Source organism: Pseudomonas sp. rhizo25, from assembly GCF_031931935.1.
Classification (GTDB): Bacteria; Pseudomonadota; Gammaproteobacteria; order Pseudomonadales; family Pseudomonadaceae; genus Aquipseudomonas; species Aquipseudomonas synxantha.
In genome coordinates this window covers 1-26,043 of the sequence record NZ_JAUJXA010000028.1, presented here as the reverse complement: position 1 = coordinate 26,043, position 26,043 = coordinate 1, and the positions used below count along the sequence as shown (strand labels likewise).

25 protein-coding genes and 1 pseudogene are annotated in these 26,043 nt (G+C 59.8%); 21 read left to right on the top strand and 5 right to left on the bottom strand.

Annotated elements, in window-relative coordinates; genetic code table 11:
• From QZR30_RS27425 to QZR30_RS27415, 3 genes and pseudogenes are all read left to right on the top strand, one after another.
• Window positions 1-307, top strand: a pseudogene (locus QZR30_RS27425) (hypothetical protein); the annotation flags it as partial.
• Window positions 308-326: 19 nt separating this feature from the next.
• A complete protein-coding gene (gene araH, locus QZR30_RS27420) occupies window positions 327-1,292 on the top strand; it encodes an L-arabinose ABC transporter permease AraH (RefSeq protein ID WP_311904719.1) in 966 nt (321 codons plus the stop codon).
• A gap of 197 nt (window positions 1,293-1,489) precedes the next feature.
• Window positions 1,490-2,293, top strand: a complete 804-nt coding sequence (locus tag QZR30_RS27415) for an IclR family transcriptional regulator (RefSeq protein WP_046069131.1) — start codon at window positions 1,490-1,492, stop codon at window positions 2,291-2,293.
• Here QZR30_RS27415 and QZR30_RS27410 read toward each other — a convergent pair whose 3' ends face one another.
• Entirely contained in the window at window positions 2,294-3,346 is a 1,053-nt protein-coding gene (locus QZR30_RS27410; RefSeq protein ID WP_046069130.1) for an NAD(P)-dependent alcohol dehydrogenase, read from the bottom strand.
• Window positions 3,347-3,526: 180 nt separating this feature from the next.
• On the opposite strand from QZR30_RS27410, the gene QZR30_RS27405 reads away from it, so the two are divergent.
• A complete protein-coding gene (locus QZR30_RS27405; protein ID WP_046069129.1) occupies window positions 3,527-4,420 on the top strand; it encodes an AraC family transcriptional regulator in 894 nt (297 codons plus the stop codon).
• A 79-nt stretch (window positions 4,421-4,499) separates the two neighbouring features.
• On the opposite strand, the gene QZR30_RS27400 is transcribed toward QZR30_RS27405, so the two are convergent.
• Window positions 4,500-6,164, bottom strand: coding sequence for an electron transfer flavoprotein-ubiquinone oxidoreductase (locus tag QZR30_RS27400; RefSeq protein WP_043047184.1), 1,665 nt, complete (start codon window positions 6,162-6,164; stop codon window positions 4,500-4,502).
• Window positions 6,165-6,679: 515 nt separating this feature from the next.
• On the opposite strand from QZR30_RS27400, the gene QZR30_RS27395 reads away from it, so the two are divergent.
• The 14 genes from QZR30_RS27395 to QZR30_RS27330 all read left to right on the top strand — a co-directional run bounded on the left by QZR30_RS27395 (window position 6,680) and on the right by QZR30_RS27330 (window position 18,303).
• A complete protein-coding gene (locus QZR30_RS27395) occupies window positions 6,680-7,429 on the top strand; it encodes an electron transfer flavoprotein subunit beta/FixA family protein (RefSeq protein ID WP_311904716.1) in 750 nt (249 codons plus the stop codon).
• A 2-nt stretch (window positions 7,430-7,431) separates the two neighbouring features.
• Window positions 7,432-8,361, top strand: a complete 930-nt coding sequence (locus QZR30_RS27390; protein WP_046069128.1) for an electron transfer flavoprotein subunit alpha/FixB family protein — start codon at window positions 7,432-7,434, stop codon at window positions 8,359-8,361.
• A gap of 107 nt (window positions 8,362-8,468) precedes the next feature.
• Window positions 8,469-9,284, top strand: a complete 816-nt coding sequence (locus tag QZR30_RS27385; RefSeq protein WP_311904715.1) for a substrate-binding periplasmic protein — start codon at window positions 8,469-8,471, stop codon at window positions 9,282-9,284.
• A gap of 9 nt (window positions 9,285-9,293) precedes the next feature.
• Window positions 9,294-9,656, top strand: coding sequence for a DUF4398 domain-containing protein (locus tag QZR30_RS27380; RefSeq protein WP_046069126.1), 363 nt, complete (start codon window positions 9,294-9,296; stop codon window positions 9,654-9,656).
• Window positions 9,653-10,465: an OmpA family protein gene (locus tag QZR30_RS27375; protein WP_046069125.1), complete on the top strand. Its 813-nt coding sequence runs from the start codon at window positions 9,653-9,655 to the stop codon at window positions 10,463-10,465. The genes QZR30_RS27380 and QZR30_RS27375 overlap by 4 nt, the downstream gene beginning before the upstream one ends.
• Window positions 10,466-10,715: 250 nt before the next feature.
• Window positions 10,716-12,155 (top strand): aminotransferase-like domain-containing protein, encoded by a 1,440-nt coding sequence (locus QZR30_RS27370; RefSeq protein WP_311904713.1) that lies wholly within the window; start codon window positions 10,716-10,718, stop codon window positions 12,153-12,155.
• Window positions 12,156-12,248: 93 nt separating this feature from the next.
• Complete coding sequence (locus tag QZR30_RS27365) at window positions 12,249-12,740, top strand: hypothetical protein (protein WP_046069123.1); 492 nt, start codon at window positions 12,249-12,251, stop codon at window positions 12,738-12,740.
• Between the two features lie 162 nt (window positions 12,741-12,902).
• Window positions 12,903-13,157, top strand: a complete 255-nt coding sequence (locus tag QZR30_RS27360; RefSeq protein WP_043047177.1) for a YkgJ family cysteine cluster protein — start codon at window positions 12,903-12,905, stop codon at window positions 13,155-13,157.
• Window positions 13,158-13,198: 41 nt separating this feature from the next.
• On the top strand, window positions 13,199-13,804 hold the full coding sequence (locus QZR30_RS27355) for an START domain-containing protein (protein ID WP_046069122.1): 606 nt from the start codon (window positions 13,199-13,201) through the stop codon (window positions 13,802-13,804).
• Between the two features lie 104 nt (window positions 13,805-13,908).
• On the top strand, window positions 13,909-14,145 hold the full coding sequence (locus tag QZR30_RS27350) for a hypothetical protein (protein ID WP_046069121.1): 237 nt from the start codon (window positions 13,909-13,911) through the stop codon (window positions 14,143-14,145).
• Between the two features lie 212 nt (window positions 14,146-14,357).
• Window positions 14,358-14,699 carry a ribonuclease E inhibitor RraB gene (locus tag QZR30_RS27345; protein WP_003193463.1) on the top strand — a complete coding sequence of 114 codons (342 nt, stop codon included), beginning with the start codon at window positions 14,358-14,360 and terminating at the stop codon, window positions 14,697-14,699.
• Between the two features lie 442 nt (window positions 14,700-15,141).
• Window positions 15,142-16,551 (top strand): circularly permuted type 2 ATP-grasp protein, encoded by a 1,410-nt coding sequence (locus tag QZR30_RS27340; RefSeq protein ID WP_056845677.1) that lies wholly within the window; start codon window positions 15,142-15,144, stop codon window positions 16,549-16,551.
• Window positions 16,552-16,555: 4 nt separating this feature from the next.
• Complete coding sequence (locus QZR30_RS27335; protein ID WP_046069119.1) at window positions 16,556-17,506, top strand: alpha-E domain-containing protein; 951 nt, start codon at window positions 16,556-16,558, stop codon at window positions 17,504-17,506.
• Window positions 17,503-18,303: a transglutaminase family protein gene (locus QZR30_RS27330; RefSeq protein ID WP_046069118.1), complete on the top strand. Its 801-nt coding sequence runs from the start codon at window positions 17,503-17,505 to the stop codon at window positions 18,301-18,303. Before QZR30_RS27335 ends, QZR30_RS27330 begins: the two co-directional genes overlap by 4 nt.
• A gap of 19 nt (window positions 18,304-18,322) precedes the next feature.
• Here the strand turns inward: QZR30_RS27330 and QZR30_RS27325 are convergent, their stop codons facing one another.
• Window positions 18,323-19,129 carry a c-type cytochrome gene (locus QZR30_RS27325; protein ID WP_068967792.1) on the bottom strand — a complete coding sequence of 269 codons (807 nt, stop codon included), beginning with the start codon at window positions 19,127-19,129 and terminating at the stop codon, window positions 18,323-18,325.
• A 652-nt stretch (window positions 19,130-19,781) separates the two neighbouring features.
• Between QZR30_RS27325 and QZR30_RS27320 the strand changes: the two genes are divergently transcribed.
• The 3 genes from QZR30_RS27320 to QZR30_RS27310 all read left to right on the top strand — a co-directional run bounded on the left by QZR30_RS27320 (window position 19,782) and on the right by QZR30_RS27310 (window position 23,988).
• On the top strand, window positions 19,782-20,987 hold the full coding sequence (locus QZR30_RS27320) for an acetyl-CoA C-acetyltransferase (RefSeq protein ID WP_311904710.1): 1,206 nt from the start codon (window positions 19,782-19,784) through the stop codon (window positions 20,985-20,987).
• A gap of 16 nt (window positions 20,988-21,003) precedes the next feature.
• Window positions 21,004-23,151: a 3-hydroxyacyl-CoA dehydrogenase NAD-binding domain-containing protein gene (locus QZR30_RS27315; protein ID WP_311904708.1), complete on the top strand. Its 2,148-nt coding sequence runs from the start codon at window positions 21,004-21,006 to the stop codon at window positions 23,149-23,151.
• A 93-nt stretch (window positions 23,152-23,244) separates the two neighbouring features.
• Window positions 23,245-23,988, top strand: coding sequence for an amidotransferase (locus QZR30_RS27310; RefSeq protein ID WP_043047168.1), 744 nt, complete (start codon window positions 23,245-23,247; stop codon window positions 23,986-23,988).
• On the opposite strand, the gene QZR30_RS27305 is transcribed toward QZR30_RS27310, so the two are convergent.
• Window positions 23,966-24,937 (bottom strand): magnesium and cobalt transport protein CorA, encoded by a 972-nt coding sequence (locus QZR30_RS27305; protein WP_043047199.1) that lies wholly within the window; start codon window positions 24,935-24,937, stop codon window positions 23,966-23,968. The genes QZR30_RS27310 and QZR30_RS27305 overlap by 23 nt on opposite strands.
• A gap of 158 nt (window positions 24,938-25,095) precedes the next feature.
• Window positions 25,096-25,839, bottom strand: coding sequence for a 1-acylglycerol-3-phosphate O-acyltransferase (locus QZR30_RS27300; protein ID WP_068967598.1), 744 nt, complete (start codon window positions 25,837-25,839; stop codon window positions 25,096-25,098).
• Between the last annotated feature and the right edge of the window lie 204 nt (window positions 25,840-26,043).

Below are 26,043 nucleotides of genomic sequence, written 5' to 3'. Positions count from 1 at the left end.
CTCCGGTGGCAACCAGCAGAAGGCCATTCTGGGTCGCTGGCTGTCGATGCCGATGAAGGTGCTGCTGCTGGACGAACCCACCCGTGGCATCGATATCGGCGCCAAGTCAGAGATCTACCAGATCATCCATAACCTGGCGGCCAGCGGCATTGCGGTGATCGTGGTGTCCAGTGACCTGATGGAAGTGATGGGCATTGCCGACCGTATCCTCGCGATGAGTGAAGGCGCCTTGACCGGTGAACTGCCCCGCGCGCAGGCGGATGAAGCGCGCCTGTTGCAACTGGCACTCCCGCGTTCGCGGGCTTGAAGAATAAGAGGGTTTGGCTATGACTCAGGTAAAAACTGCAAAGGGCTTCTGGCCGGCATTCAACCAGCGCAAATTTCTCGATGACTGGGTGATGCTGTTAGCGGCGTTGGGCATATTTGTGCTCAGCGCGGTGTTTATCGACAACTTCCTTTCGCCGCTGAACATGCGCGGCCTTGGCCTGGCAATTTCCACCGTGGGCATCGCCGCGTGCACCATGCTGTTCTGCCTGGCCTCGGGGCATTTCGATTTGTCGGTGGGCTCGGTGATCGCCTGCGCCGGCGTAGTGGCGGGGATTGTGATCCGCGACACCGACAGTGTGGCACTCGGCGTGTCGGCGGCTCTGGCCATGGGCCTGGTGGTAGGGCTTATCAACGGCATTGTGATTGCCAAGCTGCGCATCAATGCACTGATTGCGACGCTGGCGACCATGCAAATCGTACGCGGCCTGGCCTACATCTTCTCCAACGGCAAGGCGGTGGGGGTGATGGACGAAGGCTTCTTTGTGTTCGGCAACGGCCAGCTGCTGGGCGTGCCGGTGCCGATTCTCATCACCGTGCTGTGCTTTGTATTCTTCGGCTGGCTGCTCAACTACACCAGCTATGGGCGCAACGCCATGGCGATTGGTGGCAACCAAGAAGCTGCGCTATTGGCAGGTGTGAATGTTGACCGCACCAAGATCATTATCTTTGCCGTGCACGGTTTGATCGGTGCACTGGCCGGGGTGATCCTCGCCTCGCGCATGACCTCCGGCCAGCCGATGATCGGCCAGGGCTTCGAATTGACGGTGATCTCTGCGTGCGTACTGGGCGGGGTATCGCTGAGTGGCGGCATCGGCATGATCCGCCACGTGATTGCGGGTGTGCTGATCCTGGCGATCATCGAGAACGCGATGAACCTTAAAAACATCGACACCTTTTACCAGTACGTGATTCGCGGCTCGATCCTGCTGCTGGCGGTCATCATCGACCGCATGAAACAACGCTGAGTTATGCCAGGTGAGGACTCAATGTGGGAGGGGGCTTGCTCCCGATAGCGGTGTATCAGATAGAAAATCTGTAACTGACCCACCGCTATCGGGAGCAAGTCGAATCGTCGCACCGCCCCTCCCACATTTGGATCTGCTCTGTATTGAAGGGCGGTATTTGCCATAATGCCCCCGCTTTTTTATTTATAGGCCCGGATATGCAGGAAAACGCCCACACCCCCGTCAAAGACGCCGCCCCCACCGGCACCCAGACCCTGCTGCGTGGCCTGGGCGTGGTGCAAGCGGTGGCGGCCGGTGCGCGGGATCTCAAGGAGATCGCCCGGCGCATCGGCACCACCCGCAGCACCACGCATCGCCTAGCCAGTTGCCTGGTGGATGAGCGTTACCTGCGCGTGGTGCCGCAGGTCGGCTACCTGTTGGGGCCAAAGCTGATCGAGCTGGGCTTCCAGGCCCGCGAAGAGCTGCCATTGGTGAGCCTGGCGGTGCCGTATCTGGACGAGCTGTCGGCCTTGACGGGCGACACCATCCATCTGGCGATTCGTGAATACGACGACGTGCTTTACCTGCACAAGAACCCCGGTCGCAATGGCCCAGAGATGCGCTCGCGGGTCGGTCATCGCATGCCGCTGGCGCGCACCGGCATCGGCAAGGCGTTGTTGTTGGATGATTCGCCGCAGGAGTGGCAGCGCCTCTACGAAGTCAGCTTGCCGGCGGCAGGCAAAAACCTGCAATGGCCGCAGCACCCGGAGCAATCCTGGGCGCAATTCAAGCAGCGCATGGGTGAATATGTGGCGGGTGGCTATGCCTTCGATCTCGAAGATAACGAGCCATCGATCCGCTGTGTGGCCGCGCCGGTGCGTGATGCCAGCGGGCGTATAGTCGCCGGCATCAGCATCGCCAGTACCGTGCCCTACATGCCGCTGGAAAAAATGGCCGAGCTGATCCCTGTGATCAAACAGGTCGCAGCCCGGCTGTCAGCGGAGTTGGGCGCGAAAGCCTGATCAGGCTTTCAGGCTCGCCATGTCGATGACAAAGCGGTACTTCACGTCACCCGCGATCATGCGTGCGTAAGCCTCGTTGATCTGGCGGATGTCGAGCATTTCGATGTCGCAGGTGATGTTGTGCTCGGCGCAGAAATCCAGGACTTCCTGGGTTTCGGCAATACCGCCGATCAGCGAACCGGCCAGTACTTTACGGCCCAGCACCAACTTTGCGGCATTGACGGGCGGGTCCACCGGCTCGATCAGGCCGACCAGGATATGCACACCGTCAAAGCGCAGTACATCGAGGTAGGGGTTCAGGTCGTGTTGCACCGGGATGGTGTCCAGCAGGAAGTCGAAGTGCCCGGCAGCGGCTTTCATCTGCTCGGCATCGGTGGACACGATCACATGGTCGGCGCCCTGGCGACGGCCTTCCTCGGCCTTGCTGGCGGAGCGGGTGAACAGCGTGACTTCGGCGCCCATGGCCTTGGCAAACTTGATACCCATGTGGCCCAGGCCACCCATGCCGAGAACCCCGACTTTATCGCCGGCCTTCACGCCGTAGTGCTTGAGCGGCGAGTAGGTGGTGATGCCCGCGCACAGGATCGGCGCGGCGCTGGCCAGGTCAAGCTTGGCCGGGATTTTCACCACGAAGTGCTCGCTGACCACGATGCTGTCGGAGTAACCACCCATGGTGTTGCTGCCATCCACACGGTCCGGGGTGGCGTAGGTCATGGTCGGGCCTTCGAGGCAGTATTGCTCGAGGTCTGACTGACAGGCTTCGCAGTGGCGGCACGAGTCGACCATGCAACCGACGCCGACCAGATCGCCGACTTTATGTGCGGTCACATTGGTGCCGACAGCGGTGACCTTGCCGACAATCTCATGGCCCGGCATCAGCGGGTAAACGGCGATGCCCCACTCGTTGCGTGCCTGGTGGATGTCGGAGTGGCACACGCCGCAGTAGAGGATCTCGATGGCCACGTCATCGACGCGCGGGCTGCGGCGTTCAAACGACATGGGGGCGAGGGGAGTGGTGGCCGACTGGGCGGCATAACCGATGGCGGTGTACATGGTAAACCTCGCTAAAGCTTGGACTGGGGAGGCGGCGCATTCTGCGCTTGGGTCATGGGCGCGAACATGGCAAATGCTCCGAGTCTCATGCCTATTCGTCCGGGACTGGCATTGCTTTGGATGTATTCGCCGTCAGACCTGCGATGATGCTCTCATCCCTTGTTCACGAAGTTTTTTGCCATGTTGTTGACCCGCCATCTCGACGCCAACGCCACGCTGGTGTCCCTGATTGAAGGGCTCGCGCCCCGCGACGGTTTCTCCCCGACCAACCTGCCCGGCGTGCAGGTGCTGCGCGCCAGTTGCGACGTGGCGCGTGGGCCGCAGATCTACGAGCCAAGCCTGATGTTCGTGGCCCAAGGCAGCAAGGTTGCCTACCTCGGCCCGAGAACGCTGGAGTATGGCGCCGGGCATTACCTGGTCCAGGCGATGCCGGTGCCGTTCGAGTGCGAGACCTTTGCCATGGCGCCTGGCGCGCCGCTGTTGGGCGTGACGGTGGGTATCGATCGGGTGGTGCTGGGGGAGTTGGTCATTGCCATGGGCATGCAGGGCGGACCACCGCCGACGGCGCAGACCTTGGAGTCGATGAGTTCGGTGGTGCTGGACGATGCCATGCGCGGCTGCGTGGAGCGGCTGTTGCAGTGCCTGCACGATCCGCTGGAAAGCCGGATCATGGGCCCGGCGCGGGTACGCGAATTGTTGTTCACCGCGTTGCGTGGGCCCCAGGCGGATGTGTTGCGTGCGTTGGTGGAACAGCAGGGGCAGTTTTCGCGAATCGCCACGTCATTGAACCACCTGCATGCCCATTACGCCGAGCCGTTGAATATCGAGACGTTGGCCGGTTATGCCCATATGAGTGCCTCGACCTTTCATGAGCATTTCAAGCGCTGCACCTTGTTGTCGCCGGTGCAGTACCTCAAGCGCCTGCGGTTGTTGAAGGCCCAGCAATTGTTGCTGATAGACGGCATGAGTGTGGCGCAGGCGGCGCATAGCGTGGGGTATCAGAGCACGTCGCAGTTCAGTCGCGAGTACAAGCGCTATTTCCTGCGTAACCCTGGTGAAGAGCGCGCTGCGTAGCATTTCAGGCCAAACCACCCTCCCACATTTGGATTGATGTTGGCCATAAAAAAGGCTCCCAATTGGGAGCCTCAGTGGCTTACATATTCGGGTAAGTTGGCCCGCCCGCACCTTCCGGTGTCACCCAGGTGATGTTCTGCGAAGGGTCCTTGATGTCACAGGTCTTGCAGTGCACGCAGTTCTGGGCGTTGATCTGGAAGCGCTTCTCGCCGTCTTCCTTCGTGATCACTTCATACACGCCGGCCGGGCAGTAGCGCTGCGCCGGTTCATCGTAGAGCGGCAGGTTGGTGCCGATCGGGATGCTCGGGTCTTTCAACTTCAAGTGGCAAGGCTGCTCTTCTTCGTGGTTGGTACCGGAGATGAACACCGAGCTCAGTTTGTCGAAACTCAACTTGCCGTCGGGTTTGGGGTAGTCGATTTTCTTGCAGTCTTTGGCCAGCTTGAGGCAGGCATAGTCCGGCTTGGTGTCGTGCAGGGTGAACGGCATCTTGCCGCCGAGGATGTTCTGGTCGAACCAGTTGAAGCCGGCGCCGATGATCGGGCCGAACTTGTGCATCGCCGGGCCGAAGTTACGGGTGGCGAACAGTTCCTCATACAGCCAGCTGGCTTTGAAGCCGTCGACATACGCGGTCAGCTCGTCACCGCCTTCGGATTCGGCAAACAGACGATCAGCAACCGCATCGGCGGCGAGCATGCCGGACTTCATCGCGGTGTGGCTGCCCTTGATCTTGGCGAAGTTCAGGGTGCCGAGGTCGCAACCGATCAGCGCACCGCCCTTGAAGACCATTTTGGGCAGGGAGTTCAGGCCACCTTTGCAGATGGCGCGGGCGCCGTAGCTGACGCGCTTGCCGCCTTCCAGGTACTGGGCCAGCACCGGGTGGTGCTTGAGGCGCTGGAACTCATCGAAGGGCGACAGGAAGGTGTTGCTATAGGACAGGTCGACGATCAGGCCGACCACTACCTGATTGTTTTCCAGGTGATAGAGGAACGAACCACCGGTGTTTTCGGCGCTCATGATATCCAGCGGCCAACCGGCGGTGTGCACCACCAGGCCTGGCTGATGCTTGGCCGGGTCGATTTCCCAGATTTCCTTCAGGCCGATGCCGTAGTGCTGGGCGTCGGCGTCGCTGTCCAGGTTGAAACGCTGGATCAACTGCTTGCCGATATGGCCGCGGCAGCCTTCGGCAAACAGCGTGTACTTGCCACGCAATTCCATGCCCGGGGTGTATACGCCTTCCTTGGGCTTGCCTTCACGGTCGACACCGAGGTCGCCGGTGATGATCCCGCGCACCACGCCGTTCTCGTCGAAGAGCGCTTCCTGGGCGGCGAAGCCTGGGTAGACTTCTACGCCCAGGTTCTCGGCTTGCTGGGCCAGCCAGCGGCACAGGTTGCCCAGGGAAATGATGTAGTTGCCTTCGTTGTGCATGGTCTTGGGCACAAAGAAGTCGGGAACCTTGGTGGAGGTATCGCTGCTGCGCAGTACGTAGATGTCGTCACGCACCACCGGCGTGTTGAGCGGGGCGCCGAGCTCTTTCCAGTCCGGGAACAGTTCGTTCAGGGCCCGGGGTTCGAACACGGCACCGGAGAGGATGTGGGCGCCGACTTCGGAGCCTTTCTCGACCACGCAGACGCTGATTTCCTTACCGGCTTCGGCGGCCTTCTGCTTCAGGCGGCAGGCGGCAGACAGGCCAGCCGGGCCAGCGCCGACGATGACCACGTCGAATTCCATGTATTCGCGTTCCACAGGCTATCTCCTACTCAAGGCTCAACAGGCTTTTTTTTCTAATGGGTGGAGGTTCGGCGGGGTTCTGCTCAACGGCAGCACCCACCTGTCTCTCTAGGTGGCGCATTATATATAGACCACTGGCAGCGTCCAATACAAACGTTTGTTTGAATTGCCCGCAGCCTAGGTAAATCAAAGCAACGGGGCTTATGACTGACCATTTTGCCGTATTGACCAGAATAGGCGTTCCGGTCAAGATACGGTCGGTTTTGCGCTTCCCGTAGGCAGACTGCAGGTTTCAAGAGCACGTCCAAAGGCCGGCCGAAGGTAAAAATGTGACGCGTACCCGCACACAGGGGCGCAGTTTACACGCCGCGATAAAGAATGACCTCTCAGTCACCACTGACGAACGGTCGTCACTTCCCGTGTGCAAGGCCACTGCCGAAGTCTTTGGAGGTGCCCTTGTGTGCCGATGAGCATCAACCGCCAGGTTCGCCTAGGCGACTTTCTTTTCACCGGAGAGTAACGAGGAATCCATGAAGGTTCTTGTAGCTGTCAAACGCGTTGTCGATTACAACGTGAAAGTTCGCGTCAAGGCGGACAATTCCGGCGTCGACCTTGCTAACGTCAAGATGTCGATGAACCCTTTCTGCGAAATCGCTGTGGAAGAAGCCGTACGCCTGAAAGAGAAAGGTGTTGCGACTGAAATCGTCGTGGTGTCCATCGGTCCGACCACTGCCCAAGAGCAGCTGCGTACCGCTTTGGCCCTGGGTGCCGACCGCGCAATCCTGGTCGAATCCGCCGAAGAGCTGACCTCCCTGGCGGTTGCCAAGCTGCTCAAGGCCGTTGTCGACAAGGAACAGCCTCAGTTGGTGATCCTCGGCAAACAAGCCATCGACAGCGACAACAACCAGACGGGCCAGATGCTGGCCGCACTGACCGGTTACGGCCAGGGCACCTTCGCTTCGAAAGTCGAAGTGAACGGCGACAGCGTCGCGGTGACCCGTGAAATCGACGGTGGCGCGCAGACGGTTTCCCTGAAACTGCCGGCCATCGTCACCACCGACCTACGTTTGAACGAGCCGCGCTATGCGTCTCTGCCAAACATCATGAAAGCCAAGAAGAAGCCTCTTGAAGTGCTGACTCCGGATGCTTTGGGCGTTTCTACCGAATCCAGCAACAAGACCGTCAAGGTTGAAGCGCCGGCAGCACGCAGCGCGGGCATCAAGGTCAAGTCGGTGGCTGAACTGGTCGAGAAACTGAAAAACGAAGCGAAGGTGATCTGATCATGACTATCCTCGTAATCGCCGAACACGATAACAAGGTGCTGGCCCCGGCCACCCTGAACACCGTGGCCGCAGCCGCTAAAATCGGTGGCGACATCCACGTATTGGTGGCCGGCCAAGGCGCTGGTGCCGTGGCTGAAGCCGCTGCGAAAATCGCGGGCGTAAGCAAAGTCCTGAACGCTGACAATGCCGCTTACGCGCACCAGCTGCCGGAAAACGTGGCTCCTCTGGTTGCGGAGCTGGGCAAAAACTACAGCCACATCCTGGCTGCCGCCACTTCCAATGGCAAAAACATCCTGCCACGGGTTGCCGCGCAACTGGACGTTGACCAGATCTCCGAGATCATCTCGGTAGAAAGCGCCGATACCTTCAAGCGCCCGATCTATGCCGGTAACGCCATCGCCACCGTGCAATCCAACGCAGCGATCAAGGTCATTACCGTACGCGCCACCGGTTTCGATCCGGTTGCCGCCGAAGGTGGTTCGGCCGCCGTTGAAGCCGTCTCTGCTGCCCACGACGCTGGCACGTCCAGTTTTGTTGGCGAAGAGCTGGCCAAGTCCGATCGCCCTGAGCTGACGGCTGCCAAGATTGTCGTTTCCGGCGGCCGCGGCATGCAGAACGGTGACAACTTCAAGCACCTGTACGCCCTGGCCGATAAGCTGGGCGCTGCGGTCGGCGCTTCCCGCGCAGCCGTCGACGCAGGTTTCGTACCCAACGATATGCAGGTCGGCCAGACCGGCAAGATCGTTGCGCCACAGCTGTATATTGCCGTCGGTATCTCCGGCGCGATCCAGCACTTGGCCGGTATGAAGGACTCCAAAGTGATCGTCGCGATCAACAAGGACGAAGAGGCGCCGATCTTCCAGGTCGCCGATTACGGCCTGGTGGCTGACTTGTTCGAAGCCGTACCTGAGTTGGAGAAGCTGGTCTAATCCAGCCGCTTCACTTATAAAGAGCCCGGTCTTGTGACCGGGCTTTTTTATTCCCTGTAGGAGCTAGCTTGCTCGCTTCTACAAAGAACTTTACGAAGGAACATGCCATGGAGCTGCGCCCCTGGACTGTACTGCTGGGCCTTGTGCTGCTGCCGAGCCTGTCACTGGCCGCCGGCAAGTGCGAGCGCCTGGTGATCACCGGCAGCCCTGATGCGCCACCTTTGTTGTGGCGTGACCCCCAGGACCCGACGCACCTGATCGGCGCTACCGCCGAGGTGCTGCAACAAGTGGGCAAGGACCTCGGGCTGAAAATCGACCTGCTCTACGGCGGCAAACGCCCCCTGGCCCTGGATGAAGCGCGCAGCGGGCGCATGGACATCCTCGCCGACGCGCCGCTGAACCTCGGTGAACTGGAAAACTTCGACTACATCCATCCGGCGTTGATGCAGACCGATTACCTGGTCTGGACACGTAAGGATTCACAGCTGGCCTACACCTCAGTGGCTGACCTGCATGGCCACAAGGGCGCGGTATCGGAGCGCGCCCGCTTGAGCGCTGAATTCGAAACCTTCGCCAGCCAGCAGCTCAGCCTGCAACGCCTGCCCAATCTGACGCCGGCATTCCAGAAACTGTTGCTGGGTGAGGTGGATTACGTGCTGGCCGGGCGCTATTCCGGCATGGCCATGGCCCAGACGTTGGGCATGAGTGACGACTTGGTCGCCCATGAGGAGCCTGTCGATCAGCCCGGCTTGTACCTGGCGATTTCCCACAACTCAGCATGCAATGATCCATGGCTGCGCGGACAGTTGGCGAAAAAGATGACAGAATTGCCCGCGTCCGGTGTCGCGCAAGCCGCGCTGCAGCGCAATCTGGAGCGCTGGAAGGCGCAACTGCAACAGCCCGTCGGCACCCCAACACAGTAGGGATTTACAGTGATTTTTCGACCTCTTTTCGCGGCCCTCGCCGTTGTCGCTCTGGCGGGATGTGCAACCGATCCTGCGCCGAATGAACAAATGCGCCTGACCCAGCAAGCCTTGGAGCAAGCCACCGCGGTCGGGGTCAACGCCGACGAATCGCCCGAGCTGAAACTGGCCGAAGAAAAATTCGCCAGGGCCAAGGCGAACATGGCCGACCAATCCTACAAGCGTGCGCGTATGCGAGCCGAGCAGGCTGAGCTGGATGCGCGTCTCGCCGAGGCTAAAGTGCTCACCGCCAAGAGCCAGGAGCAATTGAACGTGCTCAATACCCGCATCACCCGCCTGCGTAAGCAGCTGCAGTTGGGAGACGCGCAATGAGCCCGATGATCCGTAGTTTAGGCTGTGTGTTGCTGCTGGGCAGCGCAGCCCTCGGCGGGTGCGCCAGTCAACCCAGCAGCGAGCAGGCGTTGCAACAGGCCGGCGATGACTTTCAGAAGGTCAAGGAGGACGCCAACGTGCTGCGCTTCGCCCCCAAGGATGTGATCCGCGCCGGCGAGTCCCTGGCCCGTGCCGATCGCTTGTCCAGCTACTGGGGCAGCGGCGCCGATGTGGTGCATTACGCCTACCTGAGCCAGCGCTACAGCGCCATCGCCCGTGAACACACCGAGCAAGGCCTCAACGCAGAACGCGGCGTCCAACTCGAATTGGAACGCCAGCGCCTGCAACTGGCCCTGCGCGAAAACAAACTGGCCAGCGTGCAGCAACAGGGCAAGTGGGTTGAAGCACAAATTGCCAGCCTCACCACCCAGACCGACCGTGGCTTGGTGATGACGCTGGGAGATGTGCTGTTCGACACCGGCGAAGCGGAACTGGCCAACTCGGCCAACCGCACGGTGTTGAAGATCGTGCAGTTTCTGCAACTTAACCCCAAGCGTCGTGTGCGCATCGAGGGCTACACCGACAACACCGGGGGCGAGCAGGAAAACCTCAAGCTGTCCCGCGACCGTGCCCAATCGGTGGCGGACCTGTTGATGGACCTGGGTATCGATGACAAGCGTATCGAGGTCCAGGGTTATGGCGATCAGTATCCGGTAGAAGCCAACGCCTCCGAACGAGGCCGCGCACAGAATCGCCGCGTGGAAATCGTATTCTCCGACGAGAAAGGCCAACTGGGCGCTGCTCGCTGAAGTCTGACGAAATTCAATGTGGGAGGGGGCTTGCTCCCGATAGCGGTAGTTCAGTTGCAACATTTTTGACTGATACACCGTTATCGGGAGCAAGCCCCCTCCCACATTTTGTCAGGCGTACTCCCTTTAAAGTTTTTGCTATCACTCCCACGCGCGCTCGACTATCGTGACAACTGTCCCCGTACACTTCTAAACTGTGCTGGTATGTTTCACACAAAAATAAAATACCCGTGAAATCGAGTGCTGCGTCATGACCAATCTGTTGCTTTACCAGCGTATTGCCCAGCAACTGGCTGAGGACATCCGACGCGGTGTTTATCAACCGGGGGAGCGCGTGCCGTCGGTGCGCAAGATGAGTTCCCAGCTCAATGTAAGCCATGCCACGGTGCTGCAGGCCTATGCCAACCTGGAAGACCAGGGGCTGATCCGGGCGCGGCCGCAGTCGGGCTATTACGTGCACCAGACACCCGCACTCACGGCGCCGACGCCAGATATTGCGCGGGTCGAACGTCCAGGCTTGGTCACCCGCAGCAGTATCATCCAGCAGGTATTGGTCGAGTCGCGCCGTGAAGGGGTGTTCCCCTTGGGCGCCGCGGTGCCGAGTGTCGACTATCTTCCTGTACGGGCGCTGCACCAGCAATTGGCCAAGGTCACACGGTTCCAGAGCCCGCGGGCCTTCAGCTACATGTTCAGCCCAGGCTTTGAACCGCTGCGCCGCCAGGTGGCGATCCGCATGCGCGATGCCGGTGTGGTGGTAGACCCTTCCGAGGTGGTGATCACCCACGGCTGCGTCGACGCGTTGCAGATGTCCTTGCGCGTGCTCACGCGGCCTGGTGACCTGATCGCCGCCGAATCACCGACTTACTACGGCTTGTTGCAACTCGCCGATTTGCTCGGCCTGAAAGTTATCGAGATCCCCAGCGACCCAGCCACGGGAATGAGCCTGGAAGCCCTGCAACTGGCCGCCAACCAGTGGTCGATCAAGGCGCTGGTGCTCACCGCGCGCCTGAGCAACCCCCTGGGTGGCACCATGCCCGAGGAGCGCCAGAAACAACTGCTGCGCCTGGCGTCGGATTTCGATATCCAGATCGTCGAGGACGATATCTACGGCGAGCTGATGTTCGAACTGGGTCGCACCAAGGCTCTGAAAGCCTACGACCGCCTTGACCGGGTCATCTACTGCTCGAGTTTTTCCAAGACCTTGTCCCCAGGTGTGCGCATCGGCTGGATGATCGCCGGCAAGTACCAGCAGGAGATCCAGCGCCTGCAGATGTTCAGTACCCACTCAGCATGCAGTGTTACCCAGATGGGTGTCGCGGCTTACCTGGAAAACGGTGGCTACGACCGCCACCTGCGCTACATCCGCCAGGAATACCGCAAGAACCTCAGCGCCTTCCAACTGGCGGTGCAGCAATATTTCCCCGAAGGTACCCAGATGACCCGTCCAACCGGCGGCTTTATCCTGTGGGTCAGTTTGCCGGGTCGGGTCAATACCCAGGAACTGCACGTACGTGCCCTGCAACAGGGCATCAGTATTGCGCCGGGGCTGATCTTCAGTAATACGGAACAGTTCAACCACTGTATTCGCATCAACTGCGGTACTCCCTGGAACCGCGAGGCAGAGCGGGCGTTGATGACCTTGGGCATGCTGGCCAGCCAGCTGTGCCAGGAGACTGCGGCGGGTTTTTGAGGCGTGCAAAGGGGACAGCATTGATCTGCGCCCTTGTCATGCCGTGCACAACAAGCGAGCATATGGCCTTCTGCCGTTAACGCTGTTGGCGATATGACATCTATTTTTCGCGTTACCTTGGTGATTGGCTTGTTGAGCCTGTGCAATGTTAGCGGGGTGCTGGCAGCCACGCCGGTGGGCGATAGCACGCCGGCTGCCAGTGTTGAGCAGAAGGCCTCCGTGAAGAAGCCGACGCCCGTGAAAAAAGCCCCGGCCACACAGAAAAAAGCCGCAGCGAGCAAAAAGCGCGCGCCCGTTGCGAGCAAGTCCAAGTCTGCCCATGAAGTCGCCCAGACTAAATTGCCACCGGCACAGTTGGACCTTTCGCTGCCCTCGGACATGGTCAGGCTGTTGCAGCCGATCGGCACCATGCCCAAGCCCAAGAGCGTGCCCTTGCTGCCGCCGATGTTTGGCGAAAAGCCCACCGACAACAGTGCGTTCCAGATCAACGGCCGCTTGCTCAGCAATGAGATGAAGCTGCAACTGCGCAACGATGAGCGCCGTGATGTTGAAGGTGCCGCGCTGGATTTCGAATTCAAGCAATAAACTTTGCCGCTACGCGTGACCCAGGTTGCCGACCATCTGTCGCAGACTGGTCGGTCACTTTTGTTTTGCGCGAAAAACCCCTGTTTGACCATTTTAAAACGGCTGTTTAAGGGCGTACTCTAGCCCGGCCATCCCTATTGAGTCGTCGAGGACCTGCTGGTCATGAAATGCCGTGAAGGCTGTGGCGCATGCTGCATCGCCCCCTCCATCAGTTCGCCGCTGCCCGGAATGCCCCAGGGCAAGCCTGCAGGCGTTCGCTGCCTGCACCTGTCGGTCGGACAACTGTGCCAGCTGTTCGGCCTGCCTGAACGGCCGGCGGTGTGCAGTGATTTCAAGGCTGATATCGAGGTCTGTGGCAATGACCAGGCCGATGCAATTCGCTTGATCGGCTGGTGGGAGCAGATGACGGCGGCTTGATGGGCTTTACTATTGGAACTTCAACAATAAGGAATACAACAATGGGTTCGCTGAAACGACTGGCCGTGTTGTGCGGTTTTACACTGCTGTTTGCTGCTACTGCCCAAGCTGAGGAATGGCAAGTGGCCAAGGACGAAGACGGTATCAAGGTGTCCCTGAGCGAAGTTGCCGGCTCCAAGTACAAAGCGTATCGCGGCGTGACCGTGATCAAGGCGCCTGTGGCCAAGATCGTTGCATTGCAAGAAGACGTGGCGGGTGCCTGCGCGTGGATTCACGAGTGTAAATCCCAGAAACTGGTCGACAAGAAAGGCGACGAGGCCTGGACCTACACGCAATTCAAGGCACCGTTTCCGGTGAGTGATCGTGACTCGTATATTCATGTCACAACCGCTAAAAACGCCGATGGCAGCGTAACCCGCACCTTGCAGGGCGTGCCTACCTACAAGCCGGAAGAAAAAGGCTATGTACGGGTCGCTCAGGTCGAAGGCTTCTGGAAACTGGTGCCCAAGGGCGCCAATGAGACCGAAGTGACCTACCAAGTGCACACCGAGCCGGGCGGCAGCGTGCCGTCTTGGTTGGCCAACAAGTTCGTGGTGGAGGCGCCGTTCAATACCCTGAAGGCCCTTAAGGGACGCGCTGAAAAATAAGCGCAACTGATCCGGTGCCTCCTGCCTTGGGTGGAACGTTTGGCGAAGCCTCAAGGTCCAGATAGATGTAAGCCCACACATAGGGTTTTATCGAGGAGGCACCGATGCCGAAGTGGAATGTTTCTTTCATCAATGACCGTGGCGAGCCGGTAGTCGAGCAATTCGACTGCGAGCATGAGCCGACGCTGGAAGAAGCCGCACAGATGGTGCGGGTGCGTGTGTCGCCGGTGTTAGAAAAGCTGGACCTTAACGATCTTGCCGATCGTGTTCCCGAGCCCACGGTCAAGAGCCTGCATGATCAAAATGGTATCAAGGACCTCAAGGTCGAACCCGCGGCCTGAATATTTCCGTTAGACCCATCAAGCACCTCTGGTGGAGGTGATAGCTTCGCGCTACTCTGCAATCGAGATCAGCGAATGAATCGCTAAGGTCTGGTCTTGTCAGCTACATGCTTGTTTTCCAGCGGTGTTGTTCCTGCCGTAGTACTCGCGCCAGTAGGGCGCGAGCTTCGGGAAGCACGGAAAGTCTATCCATCATTTGAGGAGCACTTTTCATGAGCACAGCCTATCAAGAAGACATCAGTACCAACGTCCTGCGCCGCATGAAAGAAGGCGGCTTCGATTTCTCGCGTTTTCACCCCATTGAGTTCTACGCCATTTTCCCGGATGAGGAACGGGCGCGCAGGGCTGCGGGTCGATTTCGTGGCGAATCCCTGAATGCCCAGGTCAGCGCGCGCGACGATGGCGCGTGGTACCTGGAACTGAGCAAAATCATGTTTGCAACCTACGACGGCATAGGAGACTTCGAGCAAGACTTCGAGGCGGTGGTCGAGCCCCTGGGTGGGATCATCGAAGGATGGGGCGTCAAGCAGGAGGTGCGTGGGTTACCCATGTAGTTGGTTTTTATGAGCAGCGCAGCGTATCGGCTGACCTTTGGGTCGGCCGATTTTGTTTGGGGGTGACCTGCACTGGTTTTGTTACATGCAAAAAAAAGCCACCCCAGTAGGGTGGCGGAAAGGGAAGCTCGAGGGAGCAGATCAGTACACGAAGTAACACAGTACCGCTTGCACAAAGGGTTTCGCTGTAGGACATGTCCTGTTCAGCCGATGGAGGTGATTATCCGCAGCGCCGGCCGGGCAGTGAAATCAACTCTGGCTATGCTGTCGATAGCCAAGGGCCGCGTTGCAATGAAGCGTGCGACATGCAACGGGCACGTTCTACGCACCTGAATGGTGCGACGAAGCCGCCTGAATTATTCAAATCGTTGATTATTAAGTGTTTATGCCGCTGGCACGGGCCTTGCGAAGGTTCTCGCGTCCGGGTGACAAGGAGTACGGCATGATCCGCACTTATTACGATGAAATGTACGATGGGGCAGGGCAGGTCCGTCCTCATTACCGCGAGTTCGCCCGCTGGTTGGCCGACACCCCCACCGAATTGCTGGCCCAGCGTCGGCGTGAAGCCGATTTGCTGTTCCACCGCGCCGGTATCACCTTCACCCTCTATGGGGATGAGCTGGGCACTGAGCGCCTGATTCCCTTCGATACCATTCCGCGCAGTATTCCGGCCAGCGAGTGGCGGGTTGTCGAGCGCGGCTGCATCCAACGGGTCAAGGCACTGAACATGTTCCTCGCCGACCTGTACCACGGCCAACGCATTATCAAGGCCGGCATTATTCCCGCCGAGCAGGTACTGGCCAACGAGCAGTATCAGTTGGCAATGCAGGGCCTGGACCTGCACCGTGATCTGTATTCCCACATTTCCGGGGTCGACCTCGTACGCGATGGTGACGGCACCTACTACGTACTGGAAGACAACCTGCGCACGCCCAGTGGCGTCAGCTACATGCTCGAAGATCGCAAGATGATGATGCGCCTGTTCCCGGAACTGTTTGCAGCCCAGCGCATCGCGCCCATCGACCACTACCCCAACCTGTTGCTCGATACCCTGAAAAGCGCCAGCCCTCTGGATAACCCCAGCGTGGTTGTGCTGACCCCGGGGCGCTTCAACAGCGCGTTCTTCGAGCATGCCTTTCTTGCCCGGGAAATGGGCGTGGAACTGGTGGAGGGGGCGGACCTGTTCGTACGCGATGACCGTGTGTTCATGCGCACCACCGACGGCCCAAAGGCCGTGGATGTGATCTACCGCCGCCTCGATGATGCCTTCCTCGACCCGTTGGCCTTCAACCCGGACTCCATGCTCGGCGTGCCCGGCCTGCTTGCGGCCTATCGTTGCGGCAATGTGGTGCTGGCCAATGCCATCGGCACGGGAGTGGCGGACGACAAGTCGGTTTACCCGTTCGTCCCTGAAATGATTCGCTTCTACTTGGATGAAGAGCCGATCCTGCAGAACGTTCCGACCTTTCAATGCCGTAATCCCGACGAATTGTCCCACGTACTGGCCCACCTGCCCGATTTGGTGGTCAAGGAAACCCAGGGCTCCGGCGGCTATGGCATGTTGGTTGGCCCGGCGTCCACGGCGGCGGAAATCGAAGCCTTCCGCGCTCGCATCAAGGCCAAGCCCCACGCTTATATCGCGCAGCCGACCCTGTGTTTATCCACCTGCCCGACCTTTGTCGAAAACGGTATCGCCCCACGGCATATCGACCTGCGCCCGTTCGTGCTGTCCGGCAAGGAAACCCGCGTGGTGCCCGGCGGCCTGACTCGCGTGGCCTTGCGCGAAGGATCGCTGGTGGTCAACTCGTCCCAGGGCGGCGGCACTAAAGACACCTGGGTGGTCGAGGACTGATGCCATGTTGAGTAGAACTGCCTCGGATTTGTACTGGATGTCGCGCTATCTGGAACGTGCCGAAAACCTCGCACGCATGCTCGACGTCAGCTATTCACTGTCGCTGATGCCCCAGGATGGGCGCGGCGACGGACTGCACGAACTGGCCATGCCGTTGTTGATCACCGGCACCCTGGAGGATTACCACGAGCGCCACGGCCAATTGCATGCCGAACGCCTGCTGCACTTTTTCGCACTGGACGCGGCCAACCCGGCCAGCATCTACAGTTGCCTGGGTGCTGCACGGGCCAGCGCCCATGCGGTACGTGGGCGAATCACCGCCGACATGTGGGAAAACATCAACGCCACTTGGCTGGACATTCGCGATATCGCCCAGCAGGGGCTGAGCCGATACGGCATGAGCCGGTTTTGTGAGTGGGTCAAGGAGCGTTCCCATCTGTTCCGCGGCGCCACCTACGGCACCATCATGCGTAACGATGCCTTCCGCTTTATCCGCCTGGGCACCTTTATCGAGCGCGCCGATAACACCCTGCGCCTGCTGGATGCGCGCTACGAAATGGCCGGCGATCAGGCCGCGTCGGTCAGCGATGGCACGGCTCACGCGTATTACCAATGGAGTGCACTGCTGCGTGCGTTGTCGTCGTTCGAGGCCTACACCGAGATTTATCGTGATGCGCCGGGGTCCCGGCAAGTGGCTGAACTGCTGCTGTTACGCGCCGATGTTCCGCGTTCGCTGCGGGCCTGCAGCGAGGAAATCGACCAAGTGCTCGCCAGCCTGCCTGGCCTCAACGGCCGCCCGGCCCAGCGCCTGGCCGCCGAGATGGACGCGCGCCTGCGCTTTACCGCGATCGACGAAATCCTCGAGGAAGGCCTGCATGCCTGGCTGACCGACTTTATCCCCTTGGTCCGCCAATTGGGCGACGCCATCTACAGTTCCTACCTGGAGGCGGCATGAGACTCTCCATCAGCCACGAAACCACCTACCACTACCAAGACCAAGTGCGCGCCAGCATCCAGTACCTGCGGCTCACGCCCCATGACAGCGAACGCCAGCACGTATTGAGCTGGCAGCTCGACCTGCCACGCCCGGTGCGGGCGCAGGTGGACCCCTTCGGTAATATCCTGCATGTGCTGACCCTGGACGAACCCCACGACGCCATTATCATCGGCGCCCGTGGTCAGGTGGAGATCGACGAGTTGCGCGAGGCCGAACACGAAAGCCAGTCTGCCTGGCCGTTCCTGCGCTGCACGCGTCTGACCGAGCCCGATGAAGCCCTGCGCCGGTTTGCCGAGCAGCATTGCCACCAGCGTCGCGACCGCACGGCGCTCATTGACCTGATGCAGGCCCTCAACCAAGCGATGATCTACACGCCGGGGGCTACCGAAGTCGACACCTGTGCCGCCCAGGCCTTTGCAGGCGCTGCGGGCGTGTGCCAGGACCATACCCATGCATTTCTCGCCTGCGCACGCAGCCTGGGAGTTCCTGCGCGGTATGTGTCGGGGTATTTGTACACCGAAGACTGCGCACATCTGGCCAGTCACGCCTGGGCCGAAGCCTGGCTGGATGACGCCTGGTACAGTTTTGACGTGACCAACCAACTGGCCCGGCCGGAGCGGCACTTGAAACTGGCCGTGGGCCTGGACTACCTCGACGCCTGCCCGGTACGCGGTATGCGCCGTGGGGGCGGGCATGAGCAGATGCATGCCAAGGTATTCGTGGCACCGACCGTGGTTTCAGTGCAGCAGCAATAACTTTTGAATTGCTCCAGACTTAAGGTTGGTGCTTGCGCCCCGCCATATGCTGCAAATACTCGACCAGCATATCCAGCTCGTTATCCGGCAATACACTGGCAGCAAACGCCGGCATCTTTGCCTGTGGCCAGTGCCTCAGGCTTTGCGGGTCACGGATATAACGCTTGAGGAAATCACCGCCGAAATACTCGGTGGGGTTGTAGGGAATGTTCAGGTCCGGTCCCACTTGGGCATCGCCGGCACCGTTGAGGCGGTGGCAGGCCAGGCAGTTCTTCTGGAACAACGCAAAGCCTTGGTTGATCGGGTCATTTGCGGCCAGTTTCGGGTCGGGCAACAACGCGGGAAAACGTTCGGCAACCGTCTGCAATTGCTTGATCCTGGAAACTTGGAACGGCCACTGTTCCGGGCTGATGTGCCCGGCTTCGGGTTGGGTCCACACCAGGTAAAACGGCCCGGCGCTCGGTTTGCCTTGCGCCAGGGCGGGCCATGGATGAGCCGGGTCTTCCACCGCCAACCAGGCGCGGGCACCGGTCTTTTCCAACAACGGCGCGGCAGACAGTTCGGCGGCGAAACCATCCAGGGCAACCGCTTGCAAGTGGCTCGCAGGGTTCAGGCCCGGCAGGAGCACCGCCAGGGGTACTGCGCGATAGGTCATGTCGCGCTTGTAGGACACGTCATCGACGATCTGTACCGTCTGTGCCTGCGGGTGCTTGAGCAGATCGGCGGTCTGCCAGGTCCGGCTGGTGTGGTCCAAGTCGATGGTGAGTTGCGCAGCGGCTGCAGGAAGGTTCAGCAGCAGGGCAAATAAGGCGAGGATCGATTTCAAGGCAGCGGCCCGATGCAAGGTGGCGATGGCGCTCACGATACCGGAAATTGACAGGTAAAAAAGACAGCGCCCGCAACGGCAGTGCTAAGCGCACTGTTCCGGCAGGTGCTGCCAAAAGCTGCAGGCCTGGTGCTGTATATGCACGGCTTCTGGGGGGCGGGGCGTCACCCGAGCACCTTGGTCAGGTTGGGCAAGATCAGAATCAGTGTGGTGGCGAACAGAATAAGTCCTGCCTGACGTACTTTCGAATGTTTGAACATGGCTGACTGCCTATTTGTTGTTATTCCTGAGCGTCAAATGCGTGCCGTTTTATTCCAGTATCGCGAGCTGACGTTGCACTTTTCTTACAGCTGCTCCAGCAAGACCCGGCAGCAGCGCCCTACAGGTTCAACCTTAGAGCGCGCGTTCGACTTCGCTTAGATCCATTTCATATCAGCTAATCAGCATTTGCGCTAAAAAAGGCATGAGGCTTATTGCCATCTTGGCGCCAGCCCTAGGGCTAGACAGCTAAAACGTTTAATCAGGCATTTTCCGTAGCTACCTACCGTTCGTCCGAGCGAGGGGGTCAAAAGCATTGAGCGCATCCGTCATTGAAACCGTGTCAATCGGGCCTAAGGTAAGGGGCATACACCCACAGCGGCTCGAGGATGTCATGACCCAAGCTTTGATCTTTGATGCGGTACGCACGCCCCGGGGCAAGGGCAAGGCCGACGGTGCCCTGCACAGCGTCAAGCCGGTAAACCTGGTGGCCGGCTTGCTCAATGCGCTGGCGCAACGCAGCGAGCTTGATACGCGCCAGGTGGATGACATCGTGCTCGGCTGCGTCACTCCCGTGGGCGACCAGGGCGCCGATGTCGCCAAGACTGCCGCGTTGGCAGCGGACTGGGACATCAGCGTCGCCGGCGTCCAGGTCAATCGCTTTTGTGCCTCGGGCCTGGAGGCGGTCAACCTGGGCGCGATGAAGGTGCGTTCTGGCTTCGAAGACCTGGTCGTCGTTGGCGGCGTCGAATCCATGTCCCGGGTACCCATGGGCAGCGATGGCGGCGCCTGGGTGCTCGACCCGCAAACCAATATGCACAGCCACTTCACGCCCCAAGGTATCGGCGCCGACCTGATCGCCACCCTGGAAGGCTTCAGCCGCCAGGATGTGGACGCCTTTGCCCTGCAGTCCCAGCAGAAAGCCGCCCGGGCACGGGCGGACGGTTCCTTCAACAAGTCGCTGATCGCAGTGCAGGACCAGAACGGTATCGTACTGCTGGACCATGACGAGTTTATCCGCGGCGACTCTACCCTTGAGGGTTTGGGCAAGCTCAAGCCCAGCTTCGAAATGATGGGCCAGATGGGCTTCGACGCCACCGCACTGCGGGTCTACAGCCATGTGGAGCGCATCCAGCATGTGCACACCCCGGGCAACAGCTCCGGCATCGTCGACGGCGCCGCATTGATGTTGATCGGCTCTGAGGCCAAAGGTCGCGAACTCGGCCTGCAACCGCGGGCGCGCATTGTTGCCACGGCCGTGACCAGCACCGACCCGACCATCATGCTCACCGGCCCGGCGCCAGCCACTCGCAAGGCCCTGGCCAAGGCCGGCCTGCGGGTTGAAGACATCGACCTGTTCGAGGTCAACGAAGCGTTCGCCTCGGTGGTGCTCAAGTTTATCAAGGACATGGGCATCGACGCCGCCCGGGTCAACGTCAACGGCGGCTCCATCGCCATGGGCCACCCGCTTGGCGCCACCGGTTGCGCGATCCTCGGCACCTTGCTCGATGAGCTGGAGGTGCGTCAGCAACGCTACGGCCTGGCCACGCTCTGTGTCGGCGGCGGCATGGGTATCGCCACCATTATCGAACGCCTCTGAGCCTAAGGAATCTGTCATGACCGACGCCATTCGTTACGAAAAAGGCCAGGACCAGATCGTGGTGCTGACCCTGGACATGCCCGGCCAGAGCGCCAACACCATGAACGTAGCGTATCGCGAGGCCATGGCGGCCACCGTCACGCGCCTGGAGGCAGAAAAAGATGGGATCGCCGGGGTGGTGATCACCTCTGCTAAAAAGACCTTTTTTGCCGGTGGCGATCTCAATGAACTGATCAAGGTCGACAAGGCTCACGCCAAGGATTTCTACGCCAGCGTGCTGGTGTTGAAGGCGCAGTTGCGGCGCCTGGAAACCCTCGGCAAGCCGGTGGTGGCAGCGATCAATGGCGCGGCCTTGGGCGGCGGCTGGGAGATCTGCCTGGCCTGCCATCATCGGGTCGCGCTGGACGACAAAGCTGTTCAGCTCGGCCTGCCGGAAGTCACCCTTGGTCTGTTGCCGGGCGGTGGCGGGGTAGTGCGCATGGTGCGTATGCTGGGCCTGGAAAAAGCCCTGCCGTACTTGCTCGAGGGTAAAAAATTCCGGGCCGCCCAGGCCCTGCAAGCAGGTTTGATTGATGAGCTGGCGGCGGATCGTGATGAGCTGCTGAGCAAGTCACGGGCCTGGATTCTCGCTAATCCTGAGGCAAAGCAACCGTGGGACAACAAGGCGTATCAGATCCCAGGTGGTACGCCGTCAAATCCCAAAGTCGCGCAGATGCTCGCCATTGCCCCATCGATTTTGCGCAGCAAAACCAATGGCTGCTTCCCGGCGCCGGAGAAAATCCTCTGCGCCGCCGTGGAAGGCGCCCAGGTGGACTTCGATACCGCGCACCTGATCGAAACCCGCTACTTCACCGAACTGGTGACCGGGCAAGTGGCGAAAAACATGATCGGCACCTTTTGGTTCCAGCTTAATGAAATCAACGCCGGCAGCTCGCGGCCCCAGGGTCTTGCCCCTTACGTCACACACAAGGTCGGTGTGCTCGGGGCCGGGATGATGGGCGCCGGCATTGCGTATGTCAGCGCTTGTGCCGGCATCGACGTGGTGCTCAAGGACATCAACCTCGCTGCCGCCGAGAAAGGCAAGGCACACTCGGCAGCGTTGCTGGACAAGAAGGTCAGCCGTGGGCAATTGACCGCCGAGCAGCGGGAAACCACCCTGGCGCGCATTCATCCGACGCAGGATGATACTGATCTGGCCGGCTGCGACCTGATCATCGAGGCGGTGTTCGAAGACCGCGAACTCAAAGCCAGGGTCTCGGCCGCCGCACAAAGCGTGGTCGGTGCCGACGCAGTGATCGCCTCCAACACCTCCACCTTGCCGATCAGCGGCCTGGCCACGGCAGTCCCCGATCAAGCCAAGTTTATCGGCCTGCACTTCTTCAGCCCCGTGGACAAGATGCCCCTGGTGGAAATCATCAAGGGCGCCCACACCAGCGACGAAACCCTGGCCCGAGGTTTCGACTTCGTCCTGCAAATCAAGAAAACCCCGATTGTGGTCAATGACAGTCGTGGCTTCTTCACTTCGCGGGTGTTTGGCACGTTCACCAACGAAGGCATCGCCATGCTCGGCGAAGGCGTGGCCGCGCCGATGATCGAAACCGAAGCGCGCAAGGCCGGCATGCCGGTGGGGCCGCTGGCGGTGTCCGATGAAGTTTCCCTCAGCCTGATGAGTCATATCCGACAGCAAACCGCCAAGGATCTACAGGCCGAAGGTAAGGCACTGCCGAACCATCCGGCGACCGCGGTGATCGATTTGCTTGTGAACGAATACAAGCGCACGGGCAAGGCGGCGGGCGGCGGTTTTTACGATTATCCAGCCGGTGGCCAGAAGCAGCTGTGGCCCGAGTTGAAAAACCGCTTCGAACAGCCCGACAAGCGCATTTCAGCTCAGGACGTGCGCGACCGCTTGCTATTTATTCAGGCCATTGAAACCGTACGTTGTGTGGAGGAGGGCGTGCTGATGTCCACGGCTGACGCCAACGTCGGTTCGATCTTCGGCATTGGTTTTGCCGCGTGGAGTGGCGGGGCGTTGCAGTTTATCAACCAGTACGGGCTGGACGACTTTGTCGCCCGCGCCCGTTACCTGGCCGAGCAGTATGGCGAGCGCTTCTCGCCGCCGGCTTTGTTGCTGGAGAAAGCGGCACAGGGGGAAGTGTTCCGCTGAGCAAAATGTGGGAGGGGGAGCTTGCCTTGAGGGTGTATTTCAAGGCAGGCTCTGGGGTGTGCAATATTCCCATCGCCGTGTCAGGTATTTTTTATGTCGCTACGCGTCTGCATCCTGGAAACCGATATCCTGCGTCCAGGCTTGATCGATCAGTACCAAGGTTACGGGCAGATGTTCAAGCGCCTGTTCGCCAAGCAACCGATTGCCGCCGAATTTGTTGTCTATAACGTGGTGCAGGGCGAATACCCGCCGGATGATGAAGTGTTTGACGCATACCTGATCACTGGCAGCAAGGCCGATTCCTTTGGCACCGACCCTTGGATCCAGACCCTCAAGACCTATGTGCTCGAGCGCTACGAGCGCGGTGACAAGCTGTTGGGTATCTGCTTCGGTCATCAACTCCTGGCATTGCTGCTCGGCGGCAAGACTGAGCGCGCGAGCCAAGGCTGGGGCATGGGCATCCATGACTACAAGCTGGATGCCAAGGCCCCGTGGATGAGCCCCGAGGTGCCGGAACTGACGCTATTGATCAGTCACCAGGACCAGGTCACGACCTTGCCGGAAAATGCCACGGTCATTGCCTCCAGTGAGTTTTGCCCGATTGCCGCTTACCACATCGGTGACCAGGTGTTGTGCTTCCAGGGGCACCCTGAATTTGTCCAAGACTATTCCCGCGAGTTGTTGGAGATTCTTCAGACAACCCTGGGGGAAAAGGTTTACACCAACGGCGTTGCCAGCCTGGAACGCGACCACCACGGCGCAACCGTGGCGGAGTGGATGATGCGTTTTGTCGCCCACAAGCCGGACGCCAGCGTTAAAGCCAGCCCGAACGCTTGAAGCTGGCCCATAAACCTGTGCAGCCCAGCGCAATAAACCCGAGCACCGCAAAATAGCCGTAGTGCCATTGCAGCTCGGGCATGTTCTGGAAGTTCATCCCATAAATCCCCGCCACTGCCGTGGGGAATGCCAGGATCGCCGCCCACGCGGCGAACTTGCGCTGCACTACGCTCTGGCGCGAGGCCTCCAGTAACACACCGATCTCGATGGTCTGGCTGGCGATATCGCGCAGGGTGGTGAGGTCTTCCATCTGCCGCGTTACATGGATCTGCACGTCGCGAAAGTATGGGCGCATGTTCTTGTCGATAAACGGAAAGCTCAGCTTCTGCAGCTCCTGGCTGATCTCCACCATCGGTGCCACATAACGCTTGAGCCGCAGCACGTCGCGGCGCAGGCCGTGCAGGTTCTGGATATCGCCCTCGCTCAGCGAACTGCACAGCACATTGCGCTCCAGCTCATCAATCTCCGCATGGATCGCCTCGCTCACCGGCTGGTAGTTTTCGGTGACGAAATCCAGCAGCGCATAGAGCACGAAGTCTTCCCCATGCTCCAGCAACAGTGGTCGCGCTTCACAACGTTGGCGCACAAAACCGTAGGACGCCGAATGACCATTGCGTGCGGTGATGATGTAGCCGTTGCCGGCAAAGATATGGGTTTCGATAAACTCCAGCTTGCCGTTCTCACGAACTGGTGAGTAGGTGACGATAAACAGCGCGTCGCCGAAGGTTTCCAGCTTCGGGCGGCTGTGCTTTTCCATGGCGTCTTCGATGGCCAGTTCGTGCAGGTTGAACTGGCGTTGCAGGTTGTTCAACTCCTGGGCGCTGGGCTCTTCCAGGCCGATCCACACAAAGTGTCCGGGTTTGGCGGCCCAGGCTGCGCCTTCATCGAGGGTGATATCCGAGACTTTCTTTCCGGCACTGTAGACGGCGGCCGCAACAACTCTACCCATGGTGCTGATCACTTCTTATCAAGAGGACAGATGTTGGGCAGCTTAGCCTGAATGACGTTCCGTTGTTGCTGGCAGACATTGCCCATTCCCTTGTAGGAACGAGCTTGCTCGCGAAGATCATCAACGATGACGCAGCGCTATCAGGTGACCCGCGTCGCCTATTCGGTCTTCGCGAGCAAGCTCGCTTCTACAAGTTCGCGGTCCATCAGGGCAATGCACTCATCCATCTGCGCCTGACAGGTCATCATTAACTGAGGGATGTCGTCCACTGTCAGGCCAATCGTAGGAGTCGGCGGCAGCGAACGTATGAGCACATCCCCACTGTCCCAACGATTGAGCTTCATCTGCTTCACATAAGTGCTGACACACACCGGCACGATCGGCACGCCGGCCGCAATTGCCATATGGAACGCGCCTTTCTTGAACGGCAACAACCCGTTGCCCAGGTTGCGCGTGCCTTCGGGGAACACCCAGATCGAGGTGTCCTCATGCTGCAACGTATGGGTGGTGGTGAGCATGGCACGCCGCGCCTTGTGTGCATTGCCACGGTCGATCAGCACATTGCCCGCCAGCCAGAACAACTGGCCGAACAGCGGCACCCATTTCAGGCTTTTCTTGGCGATGCACACCGTGCGATGCGGCACCACATTTCCTAACACAAACAGGTCATAGTTGGACTGATGGTTGGCGATCACCACACAGGTACCGGGTTTGTTGCGCAGCGAATCCACATCCGTCTTCACGTTCAGGCGCAGAATCCACATGGCTGGCAACGCATAGAGGCGGGCGCAGAGACGACTGTTATCCGGGTTAAACGGCCGGCACACACCGATAAGCACGCCCAATACCCCGGCGACCATAAAGTGCAGGCTCATCAACAACATACGTAACAGAAACAGCATCGACACGGCCTATTGGGACAAAAGGTGGCGCAGTGTACGGATGTACACTGTATTCGGCAATTGCCCCTACAGATGTAGGAGATAGGCGATGTTTAAGCGCATGTTTCCACATATGCCGATAAAGGCCGTCTAGAGCGGTTACAGATGTTTCAGGTTTATTTGTAAGAAAAAGCCCGACTCTAGGTCGGGCTTTAATCAAGCAGG